Below are 11,537 nucleotides of genomic sequence, written 5' to 3' on the forward strand. Positions count from 1 at the left end.
TATTAATTATAGGTTCAGAAAAATTAACACTGCTTGCTATAACAGTGCCTGTAACATTATTTAAAAATAATCCATCCATTAAAGGTATTAATGACTGAACTAAACTCATCATTAAAGTTGGAATAGAAAGCATTATAAGAGTATTTGTAATAGAACCATGAAGTATTAAGTCGCGTCTTGCTTCTGTGGATTGGCTTTTAAAAAAGTTAACCATGCTGCTCCCTTGAATATAAAAAATATCCCTCAACTATATTGATATAATAAAACAATAATATTATTAATAAGATAAAATATTATATCAATAATAATAAACTTTTTAAATATTATTTTTTATAAAATAAAAAATTAGAAGCATAATTTCATAATAAAATAATAAAAAATTAATTTCTTATATTGCCTAAACTAGGATCATTTATCTCTTCATCTTGAAGTAAATATATATTATTATTGCCGTTATTATTATTTTGAGCAGTGCTGTTTTCTACGTCCTCATCTAAAGGAGTATAATAAAGCTTTTCCTCTTCTTCTGTAATAATATCATTTGTTTCTGATTCTCTTCTTGTAGTACCGCTTCTTATATGATCTATAGGACACTGAGAAGATAAATCTACATTTCCTCCAAAAGTCAAAGGCTTTGTATTAACGCATGTATGATTTCTAGGAAGCCCTGAATCCTCGCATATTTCTACAATAAGTACATCTTCCGGTATAGGCCAGCTGAATTCTCTCTTTGAAGCAGGAGTTATGGCATTAAGATATTGGAATGTAGCTAAAGCAGTTGTAGCTCCTCCTGTAACATTGTTAGGAAGTACATCATTTCTATCGCTTCCTATCCAAGTTATAGTAACTATTTCATCATTATAAGCAACAAACCAGTTATCTCTATGCTCACTTGTAGTACCTGTTTTAGCAGAATATGAAGGATAATTAAATCCGTAAGTATTAGCACTTCTGTATGCTGTTCCTCCAGGAGCTATAACTTTTTGCAATGTTGTATTTAAAAAGTAGTATGATGAAGGAGATGTTGAGCTTATTTTATGAGGTGTTCTATCAACTAAAGCTGTCACGCTAAGCTCATTGCCATCCATATCTATAACCTTATCTACTATATAAGCATCGTATTTAATACCGTCATTAGCTAAAGCTGCATAAGCTGACGCTAAATCAATAGGACTCATCTCTATAGTACCCAATCCTATAGATAATGCATTAGGTATATATGCATCCTCTCCGAAAAATTCTCTGGAATGCTCTATAAAATATGATAATCCTATATCATTTAAAAGCTTAACAGCTATTGTATTTATTGATTTTGATAAAGCAGTTTCTAAAGTGATTTCTCCTCTGTATCTTCTGTCGAAATTTCTAGGAGAATAAGCAGGCTTTCCAGGTCCCTGAGGATAACTGTAATTTGTATCCATCATAGAAGAAAAAGGCTGAGCACCGCCTTCAAAAGCATACAAATATATAAAAGGCTTTATAACACTTCCTATTTGTCTTTTTGCCTGAACTGCTCTGTTAAACTGATTTTGCAAAGTATATCCGTCTCCGCCTATCATAACAAGTATTCCGCCTGTTTTAGGATCTATTGATACCATAGCACCCTGATAGCTGCGGTTGGATGTAGTTGTCTGCAAATTTCTTATTTTTTCTTTCATTACAGCATCAGCTTCTCTGTAATATCTTTCATTTACAGTTGTATATATTTTTAATCCGGATAAAGCCAATTCATCTTTATTAAAATAATTTAAAAGCTCCTGTCTTACATATTCATTAACATAAGGAGTTCTGTTTACAGTCATTTTCCATTGAGCACCTTTAACCTGACCGCTTATGCTTGTGTACTGTTTATCAAACAATTCAAGCTCTTCTTTCATAGTATTTTTATCTATAATATTATTTTTAACAAGTCTTGATAAAATCTGCTCAACTTTTCTTCTGCTGTTGTCCGGATTATTTACTATAGAATAATATGTAGGATTAGGAAGCATTCCTACAAGTATAGCATATTCAAGAAGTCTGCATTGTCTTAGAGGCTTATTGAAATAATACTGAGATGCTGCCTCAAAACCGTAGTTTCCATCACCAAGATAAACGGTATTGAAATACATGGCAAGAATTTCTTTTTTGCTATATTTATCCTCTATCTCCCTTGCTGCAAACATTTCAAACAGCTTTCTTTCAACCGTTCTTTCACTCTTTGTAAAAAGCAATTTAGCCAGCTGCTGAGTAAGCGTAGAACCTCCTCCGACTATTTTTCTAGTTATTACAGTTTGAATAGCCAAATATACAGTTCTGAAATAGTTTATACCATGATGCGAATAAAATTTCTGATCTTCCATTAAAAGCAAAGTCTGCTCTAAAAGAGGGTTAATATCATCAACATTAACAACCTCATAGGCAGGAGGCATATATTCCCCTATTAATATATTGTTTCTATCATATATTTTTGTAGGAGGAGAATCCCCGAAAGGATTTAATGGATTAAAATATCTTATTCTTTTCTCATTTCCTCTAATAACTATTATATTATAATATTCCTCAAGCATAGCCATACTTTGAGTTCTTCTTGATACCCAATCTTTATATACCCCTCCTACGAAGTATATTCCTACTATACCTACTGCGGATATTACAAGAAGTGAAATAATTAAAATAGTTGCTATAAATCTTTTTAATTTAGATTTCTTTTCTATGCCGTTATTTTCTTGATTTTTTTTCTTTCTATTAAACATTTAAAAACAAACACCGTATTTACATAATATTATAGTTATATGATACTATGATATAAATAACATTGCAAGCAAAATTTACATTTATAAAATTAAACTTTAAACATTTTAATTTTATAAATATTTGACTTTTTATAAAATTAATAATATCATTAAAAACTACAAATATAATTTTTAATTTTAGAGGTAAAAATGGAAAAAGTACAAATAGAAAATGTTGAACTAATATTATCTCATCCTGGTAATTTAAATATAAAATGGACTGGGCAGAATGATTTAGTAAGACAAATAATGGCTTCTTGGAATGTAATATCCGATGATGATATACCTCTAAACCCTAGAATTGTAGGAAAGCCTGGTGCCGGAAAAACTACGCTTTCATATTATGTAGCTAAAGAACTTCTCAAAAGAGATGTTTATATATTTCAATGTACAGTAGATACAAGACCGGAAGATTTAATTATTATACCTGTAATATCAGAAAATAATAAAATAAGCTATCATGCCTCAAGCTTAGTTACAGCTATGATTAAAGGCGGAGTAGCAATATTGGATGAAGGAAACAGAATGAGCGAGAAAACTTGGGCTTCTCTTGCTCCTCTTCTTGATGACAGAAGATATGTAGAAAGTGTTATAGCGGGAATAAAAATAAAGGCTCATCCTGACTTTAGAATAATAGTTACTATGAATGATGACGCCAGCACTTTTGAACTTCCGGAATATATACATTCGCGTCTTCAGCCTACTATAGAATTGCCTTTCCCTGATGTTAAAGAAGAGTATGATATATTAAAAATGAATCTTCCTTTCGCTGATGATGAAATATTAAAAATAACTGTAGGATTCTTGCAAAAATCTCATATACATAATGCTTCATTTTCTGTAAGAGACGGCATCAATATGGCAAGATATGCAATGAAATTATACAAAACAAATATTGCAGGAAGCAAAGATACATCATTTCTAATAGCATTAAAATCCGTTCTTGGAAGCGAAGGACTTAGAATATTAAGTCTTAATATGGATGATGATAATATGCATAATACAAAGTAATCAATAATTATGAAACTTTATATTTCCATTTTCAAGCATAAAGCCGTAAATGGAATTATCAAACATATGTATTCCTCTAAGTTTATTAAAACCGTCTATTCCTAAATACTCTTTGCTGTAATTCTGAGAAAGAAAAGGATTTGTACGTATAAAGAAATACATACCATTATCCATACCTGTATATGTTACCCTTCCATTATTCGCCATACCCACAGCAAGAGAATTATCACGGCATGGCACTTTATAAGATTCTTCTAATTTAAAATTATCTAATTTTGATGTGTATATAATATCTTCCTGATGCTTGCCATTAACTATATTCATAGTAAGTATAGCCAATACTTCCTTATCAATTATATAAACACAATCAACTATCTCCCTATATGACATATTATCGGCATCAATATATTCAACTTCTGATAAAGAATGTCTGTTTTCCATTTTTCCTGTATGCATATCGTATATATCAAGTATAGGAATTCTGTTTCTATCTCTTTTTAATACAGCAAATTTATTATTGGTTAATGTGAGAAGCTTAACTACAGATTCATATTCATTATCTATTATGCTGTCTATAGTATATAATGTATTTCCATTAGAAGATATTTTATTTAAAGAAACTAAACCGACTTTTGTATAATTAGTATTGGTTACCGTAATAGTATAAGTTTCTATATGAGGAGTATCATCGCCTATGCTTGAAGGCTCTTCTGAAGGCAAGGACATCATAGCATTGCTTACAACAACATCACCTATATATCTTAAATCATATCCTGTTATATAAATATTAGCATTGGAATCTATCAATGATATTTTTGAAGTCTCAAGATTGGTATACTCCAATGGAAAACTATTAACATTGCTTCCGGAAGCTATGATCATTTTTGAATTTGATACATCCAAAGCATATACAACATCATTTTTAACATGATAGAAATCTCCGAAATAATAGTCATTATCAACTTTATATATTTTAGGGCTATCCAAATTTACAAATTCATTGTCATAAACAGCAATATCTTTTCCCAATTCAAGTTCAGTAACAATCTTAGCAGGAACTATTAAAGGTCTCGGAAGGCATGAAACCATAATAAACATCATCAGCAGTAATATAATTTTTATCTTCATAAAACGTATTCCATTTACAGTACATTAATTAATTCTTTTAAAGTTAAAGTTGAAGTTCCTCTCTTACCAACAACTACGCCGGCAGCAGCATTTGCTATTTCTGATGATTCTTTAAAAGAAATACCAACTGACAGACACATAGCGAGAACAGATATAACAGTATCTCCTGCTCCTGAAACATCAAATACACTTTTGGCTTTGGTAGGTATTATATAAGGGCTTTTTTTATCTTTAAGCTTTATATCCTTATCAAACAAAGCCATACCATTTGCACCTAATGTTATCATAAGTTTTGATAAATTTAATTTTTTTATTATGCTGTTGCCCAATATATTTATAGCATTTTTATCGAATTCATAGAATGGAAACTTACTATCCATTCCCTCTGTAGCTTCCTTTAAATTAGGCGTCATTAATGTAGCTCTTTTATAGAATGAAAAATGTTTTATAGCAGGGTCAACAAGAACTAACTTATTTTTTTTATTGCATGTGTCTATTATCTTTCTTGCTAAAGGTTTAGTAACAACGCCTTTATTATAATCGCTTATAATAACAACATTATAATCATCAATATTATCCAAAAAAACTTTTTCTATTTTTTTCATTATTATATTTGAGAAAGGTTTCGTATCTTCTTCATCTATTCTAACTATCTGCTGAGTACCGGCAACTATTCTAGTTTTTGTTATTGTATATCTGCTGTCATCGATAACTATTCCTGAAGTTGATATATTAGAATAATTCATACTCTCTGTTATAATATCTGCCGATTTATCTTTGCCTATAACCCCTATTAGAAACATATTATCATTGCTATTCTTTCCTATTAATGCTGATATATTTCTTGCAACGTTTCCGGCTCCGCCTAAATAATTCTCTTCATGGTTTACATGCAAAACCGGAACAGGAGCTTCGGGAGATATTCTTATAACATCTCCGTAAGTAAATCTATCAAGCATTAAATCGCCTATAACTAGAACTTTTGATTCTGTAATTTTCTGAGCTTTATTTTTTAAATCCATACTGTATTCTGTCTTCTGCATTAAAATTAATTTGTATAGAATTATAACATAAATAATAAAAAATTGTAAATTTGAAATATTTTAAATAAATTTTATAAACACTCATAATAAGAATCTTTTTCTTTATTCATCTTGTATAGCTTTATATCATCATTATTTATTATTCGTCTTATTATTTCTATATTGGAATCATCAAAATCATTACTGAAATATATGCTTTTTATTTTGAAAACTGAATCATCATTTAATACAGCCCTGTAATAATCATCATAATTTGAATCATAAGACTTATATGCAAACATAGCAACAATAGAATCATAAGTGTCGGTTTCATCTTTAATCAAGAATTTAGCATTCTTTCCATAAATACTATCTTTATTATAATATTTACTATCTAAAACAACGGTATTATCGCTTGAGCTTTGATATTCTATGCATAAAGTATTATTATCTAATATTGAATTATTATACAAACTGAATGAAGATATTTTTATTTTATCAATTATAGTTTTTATTGATTTTAATTTATTATGCTCCATTAAATTTGCCAGCATATCATATAAATTATTAGATTCAATTTTACTTTCAAATATTAATTTTAATGAATTTGTATCATAAGTCATATATTTGTATAAACTTCTTCCATCATATTTATTATGAATATTATAATGTTCAATACTTTTATTTAATGATTTTTCAAATAAACTTAAAAAATCATCATAACTTATAATATTTTTCTTAAGTAAAGTATATGATAGAAGAAACACATTATAACTTGCAAAATTATCATTATTCAAATCAAAATTATCTATATATCTGCTGTAAGTATTCAAAAGCAAGTAATAATCTTTTTTTAAATAATAAATAATAGCCAAATTATTATATAAATAGAAAGAAGATTTATCCATTTCTATTAGCTTATTATAATAAAGACATGCATTATCATAATCTTTCAAATGATAATAAGACACCGCAAGCATATTATAAACATCAGCAGATTTATTTTGTATTTTATGAGAATACTCTATTACCTTATCATATTTAGAATTATTAAAGCATATAGTAATTAATTTATCATAATGCTTAAATGAGTTTGGCTTTAACTTCAAAATTTTATCAGCTAAATATAAAGCATTATCATATTCTTCCAAATCAAAATATATATTGAATAATGTTTCATAAGCATTATTATATGAAGGATCAATATCTAATACTTTATTTAAATATATTAAAGCTTTTTCTTTTTCTCCTAAATAATAATAAGATAATCCTATTCCATTATATGAATCTATATTTCCGCTGTTTATATCTATAGATTTATTAAAATTTTCTATAGCCATCTCATAATTTTTTAAATTATAATATGCTAATGCCAAATTATTATAAGCCTTATAATATCTGTCATTAATCTCTATAGACTTCCTAAAAAACTCTACAGACTTGCTGTACTCTTCATTAGATGAATAGCATACGCCTATAAAATTATAAGCCTTATATGCATTGCTGTTTTTTTCTATAACCTTTTCAAAACATTCTATAGCTTCATAATAATATTTTTTTGAATAGAAACTTATTCCCAATTTATTATAATCGCTAAATGTATTAGGATCTAATTTTCTTGCCTTATCAAAATAAAATGCGGCTTTATCAAAAATTTTTCTATTAAAATAAACTAAAGCCAAATTATTATAAGCACTGGCATATTTAGGATTAATATCTATTGATATATTGAAATATTTTACAGCATTATCATAATCTTTCAAAAATGAATAAATAGCACCTAAAGTATTAGATATTTTATATGATTTATTAGAATTAAGAAATTTAGAAAAACATTCTATTGCTTTTTCATAATTAGATACCTTATAATAGCTCATTCCAAGCATATCATAAGCCTTAAAAACCATTTCATCTAAAGATTTAGAATGCTCAAAAAACTCTATTGCTTCATTATATTTTTTATTTTTATAGTAAAATAAAGCTAAATTATTATAAGCCTTATCATATTTTGGATTAATCTCTATGGACTTATTAAAATTTTCTATAGCCTTTATATAATCTTTTTTCTCAAAATAACTTATTCCAAGCAGATTATAAGCCTTATAAGAATTAGGTGTAATTTTTAAAGTCTCATTGAAACATTCTATAGCTTTATCATACTGCTTTATAGCATGATAGCTTATTCCAAGTAAATTATATGATTTGAAAGTTTTTATATCTACTTTTCTGGCTTCTTCAAAATACTTAATAGCATCTTCATACTCCTTCATCTCAACGCATACTTGTCCCTTATATAGATTAGCTCTATAATTTTTAGGAACTTTTTTTAATATAACATCAAGTATTTCAAGAGTTTGATCATAATCTTCATTGCTTAAACGGTATGAAGCTTCATTTAAAAGATAATCCATTTTAGTATTATACATAAAAACCCCATATACATTATATAATTATTTTACAATGAATATATATATTATGTCAACAATAAATTATGATTTTTTAATTGTATATTATTAATAATGAATTATACTTAAATTAATTATAGGAGAAATGCTGTATGAAAGAATTTAAAGTTAAATCATTATTAACTGTAAGTATTTTATCTTTAGCAACATGCGGAATATACTTAATTTATTGGATATACATTACTACAAACGATGTTAATACTTATATGGAAAAAGAATATATGAGCCCTGCATTAGCAGCTATTTTGTCAATAGCAACATGCGGATTATTTACTATATATTGGTTCTATAAATACGGAACTGTTGTTTTTAATGAAATGAGCCAAAAGGCAGAATTGGATAGTTACGGAGAAAATGCTGCTGTATTAGCTATACTTATTCTAGTGCCATTCGGATATATTTATTCTGTTGCTGCTTTACAATCTAAGTTAAATATTATTTTCACAAAAAATAACAATTAATATATAGTTCAAAATTTAGAAAAAACTTGGGCGGGTATGCTATTTCTAATCAGGTAATGAATATGATTTTAATTGTTATTTAAAAATTAAACTATATAAAATAAAGGGCGGGGTATGTAAATAAAATTTTTAATATTTTATTTTAAATATTGATATTTATTATTAAAAATTTCAATTTTTTCTAATTTTCATATAAAAATCATGTATTAACAGTCAATTTTTTAATATTTGTAAATATATTTTACAATATTTACTTATTAGCTCTTCATATATGTATAATATGTATTATTATAATATGAATTTGAATGAGTTTTGTAAATTTATTGTAAAATATTTGTAAATAAATATTGCTTATTTTTTACAATCTGCTATAATTATAATTGTAAAGATATTTTACAATACATGATTTAAGGAGATACAACATGACTAATTCATTAAACCTTTTTATTAAAATTACACCTAGCCAATTACCTGAAAATATTAGAAGATTCATAGCTGCTAACTATAGAAATGCCAAAATCGTTTATATAGACAAAATTAAAGATGAATATGAAATCAAATTAAGCAATGGTACATATATTAACTTTGACAAAAATGGAACTTGGAATTATATAAGCAGCGACGATAAATTATCTGAAAATATACTTCCAAAAACAATAGCTAATAAAATTAAAAACATAATGAAAAAATACAATAATGCTTATATATTTGAAATCAATAAAAGAATAGAATTCTACAGAGTAAAATTAACTAACTCTTTAGAAGTATGTATAAGAAATAACGGTGAATTAATAATGGCATAATTTTAACTTGTATCTCTTTAAAATTAATTAATATATAAGGCTTATATCTTTTAAGATTTAAGCCTTTTATTTTAGAAAAATCAAATAAAGGTATATAGGGTATTGACAAAAAAGTATTATATAATACAATAATAAAAACTAAGAGAATATATGAAAAAAAGTAAAAAATGCAATCGCTTCAATTAAAGAGATTGCATTTTTTATTAATATTATTTCCGTATACAAAACAAAATATTAATTTACAATTACCCCATTAATAAACTGAATAAATAAGAACTAGGCCATATCAATAATAATGACGGCAGTAAATTAACAGCACTTATCTGCTTTATTTGTGCTATACTCAAACCAAGTACAAAAGTTAAAAGTCCTCCTATAGCTATAAAATCATTAAGCATTGTATCTGTTATAAAAGGCATTAATAATTTAGCTATATAAAAACATATACTAAGTATTATAAATTGAGGTATTACAATTAAATTCATTGCTGTACCTAAAATAGCTGCAAATATAGTGGCTGCAAATATATCCATAATAGCTTTAGATAAAAGTATGCTGTAATCGCCTGTTATAGATTCATTAATAGCTCCGAAAATATTAGTACCGCTTGTACAGAATGTTACAGCGACTATTAAATAAAAAGCCATATAATCATCTTTATTACCTTCTATCTTAAAATTAAGTTTTTCAATAGCACTATGAAATATATGCTTAACTTTTGAATCTAAATTTATAATCTCTCCAATCAATGCCCCCACAATTAATGCTAATATTATAGCAGGCAAAGAATGGAATTTTATAACAGAAGTCATACCAATAGCCATAGCAGAAAGTCCGAACACTACATTCATAGGAGTTTTAATTCTCTGAGGTATTCTATTTTTAATTATGCTTCCTAAATTAGTACCGAAAAGTACGCATAAGCAATCTATTATTATTCCTTTTGGTATCATGTTAATCTCCTCATTTTTGAACGGACTACATTAACATGTAAAAATAAAATGTCAAGATTAGAAAGTATTTTATATATAAAACTAACTCAAGCGTGCGTGTAAGTAAATTTTAAATCTAATCACAGCTTGGGCGGGTGCTGAAATTTCTAATTAGGTAAAAGTTTAAATAAAATTTTAATTTCAAAATATATTGATGAAGAATAAAGGGCGGGGTATGTAAATCAAGTTTTAAAACTTTAATTACATATACCCACCCTATAGGCTTTTTACATTTATCAGTTATTTTTATATTATCTTTCTTTTTAGTTTTATACTATTATTTTAACGCCCACCCTATATTTATTTAAATTTAGAAAATATTTACCGCACGAATAATGAAATTATAAATATTTGCTTATTTTTAATTATAAATTCAATTACTTATAAAATCTGCACACCGTGCGTGAATCAATATAAAATTAATTACATAGATATTATTATTTTTCCGTCTGTATGTTTTTGTAAAATGCATTTTAAAGCTTCTGATGCATTATCCATATTAAATACAGTAGAATATATTTTAGGCTTTATATTTTTATCTTCTACAATTTTTGTAATTTTACGAAGCTGTTCTCCGTCAGCACGCACAAACATAAAACGATATTCTTTTTGCTCCTTCATTGCTTTTTTATCATATTTAGAACCGGCAAGAGAAAATAATAATTTTAAAGGATACACTTATGAAAAAAGTAATAATGATTTTTTTTAGTTTATTTATTATATTCAATACTAATTTAAATGCTGAAAATATTGAAATAGAAAAATTTGCAAAACTTTTTAAAAATAAAGCCTATATCGGCGGACCTCATGATGAGTTTATTATATATGAAAGAACAGGAGAGATATTGTTTAATGAGGTATTTTATCAATTAGATGGTGCT

General features: G+C 26.7%; 9 protein-coding genes and 2 pseudogenes. 4 read left to right on the forward strand and 7 right to left on the reverse strand.

The genetic code is table 11. The annotated features are described in order from the left end of the window. Together Q0J90_RS05630 and Q0J90_RS05635 are read right to left on the reverse strand one after the other, a co-directional pair. A pseudogene (locus Q0J90_RS05630) lies at positions 1-214 on the reverse strand (MATE family efflux transporter); the annotation flags it as partial. A 166-nt stretch (positions 215-380) separates the two neighbouring features. Then, positions 381-2,735, reverse strand: coding sequence for a transglycosylase domain-containing protein (locus Q0J90_RS05635; protein WP_297276968.1), 2,355 nt, complete (start codon positions 2,733-2,735; stop codon positions 381-383). 189 nt (positions 2,736-2,924) lie between these two features. Between Q0J90_RS05635 and Q0J90_RS05640 the strand changes: the two genes are divergently transcribed. After that, a complete protein-coding gene (locus tag Q0J90_RS05640) occupies positions 2,925-3,785 on the forward strand; it encodes an AAA family ATPase (protein ID WP_297276969.1) in 861 nt (286 codons plus the stop codon). On the opposite strand, the gene Q0J90_RS05645 is transcribed toward Q0J90_RS05640, so the two are convergent. From Q0J90_RS05645 to Q0J90_RS05655, 3 genes are all read right to left on the reverse strand, one after another. After that, positions 3,786-4,913, reverse strand: a complete 1,128-nt coding sequence (locus tag Q0J90_RS05645) for a hypothetical protein (RefSeq protein ID WP_297276970.1) — start codon at positions 4,911-4,913, stop codon at positions 3,786-3,788. 14 nt (positions 4,914-4,927) lie between these two features. Beyond that, a complete protein-coding gene (gene rfaE1, locus Q0J90_RS05650) occupies positions 4,928-5,935 on the reverse strand; it encodes a D-glycero-beta-D-manno-heptose-7-phosphate kinase (RefSeq protein ID WP_297276971.1) in 1,008 nt (335 codons plus the stop codon). Between the two features lie 92 nt (positions 5,936-6,027). Further along, entirely contained in the window at positions 6,028-8,361 is a 2,334-nt protein-coding gene (locus tag Q0J90_RS05655; RefSeq protein ID WP_297276972.1) for a tetratricopeptide repeat protein, read from the reverse strand. A gap of 131 nt (positions 8,362-8,492) precedes the next feature. On the opposite strand from Q0J90_RS05655, the gene Q0J90_RS05660 reads away from it, so the two are divergent. Together Q0J90_RS05660 and Q0J90_RS05665 are read left to right on the forward strand one after the other, a co-directional pair. Continuing rightward, the gene (locus Q0J90_RS05660; protein ID WP_297276973.1) at positions 8,493-8,861 is read left to right on the forward strand and encodes a DUF4234 domain-containing protein; all 369 of its coding nucleotides are present in this window, start codon (positions 8,493-8,495) and stop codon (positions 8,859-8,861) included. Between the two features lie 422 nt (positions 8,862-9,283). After that, on the forward strand, positions 9,284-9,664 hold the full coding sequence (locus Q0J90_RS05665; protein ID WP_297276974.1) for a PepSY-like domain-containing protein: 381 nt from the start codon (positions 9,284-9,286) through the stop codon (positions 9,662-9,664). A gap of 245 nt (positions 9,665-9,909) precedes the next feature. On the opposite strand, the gene Q0J90_RS05670 is transcribed toward Q0J90_RS05665, so the two are convergent. Together Q0J90_RS05670 and Q0J90_RS05675 are read right to left on the reverse strand one after the other, a co-directional pair. Further along, complete coding sequence (locus tag Q0J90_RS05670; RefSeq protein WP_297276975.1) at positions 9,910-10,617, reverse strand: DUF554 domain-containing protein; 708 nt, start codon at positions 10,615-10,617, stop codon at positions 9,910-9,912. Between the two features lie 462 nt (positions 10,618-11,079). After that, positions 11,080-11,322 (reverse strand): annotated as a pseudogene (locus tag Q0J90_RS05675) (zinc-binding dehydrogenase); the annotation flags it as partial. 14 nt (positions 11,323-11,336) lie between these two features. Here Q0J90_RS05675 and Q0J90_RS05680 point away from each other — a divergent pair. Next, positions 11,337-11,537, forward strand: a 201-nt coding sequence (locus Q0J90_RS05680) for a hypothetical protein (RefSeq protein ID WP_297276977.1), incomplete at its 3' end; no start/stop codon positions are given.

Origin of the sequence: uncultured Brachyspira sp. (genome assembly GCF_944390595.1) — a bacterium.
Taxonomy (GTDB): domain Bacteria; phylum Spirochaetota; class Brachyspiria; order Brachyspirales; family Brachyspiraceae; genus Brachyspira.

Excerpts from the sequence above, each read along its gene's own strand:
- Q0J90_RS05645 (WP_297276970.1), bottom strand. The coding sequence starts at position 4,913 with ATGAAGATAAAAATTATATTACTGCTGATGATGTTTATTATGGTTTCA.
- Q0J90_RS05660 (WP_297276973.1), top strand. The coding sequence starts at position 8,493 with ATGAAAGAATTTAAAGTTAAATCATTATTAACTGTAAGTATTTTATCT.
- rfaE1 (WP_297276971.1), bottom strand. The coding sequence starts at position 5,935 with ATGGATTTAAAAAATAAAGCTCAGAAAATTACAGAATCAAAAGTTCTA.
- Q0J90_RS05655 (WP_297276972.1), bottom strand. The coding sequence starts at position 8,361 with ATGTATAATACTAAAATGGATTATCTTTTAAATGAAGCTTCATACCGT.
- Q0J90_RS05635 (WP_297276968.1), bottom strand. The coding sequence starts at position 2,735 with ATGTTTAATAGAAAGAAAAAAAATCAAGAAAATAACGGCATAGAAAAG.
- Q0J90_RS05665 (WP_297276974.1), top strand. The coding sequence starts at position 9,284 with ATGACTAATTCATTAAACCTTTTTATTAAAATTACACCTAGCCAATTA.
- Q0J90_RS05640 (WP_297276969.1), top strand. The coding sequence starts at position 2,925 with ATGGAAAAAGTACAAATAGAAAATGTTGAACTAATATTATCTCATCCT.
- Q0J90_RS05670 (WP_297276975.1), bottom strand. The coding sequence starts at position 10,617 with ATGATACCAAAAGGAATAATAATAGATTGCTTATGCGTACTTTTCGGT.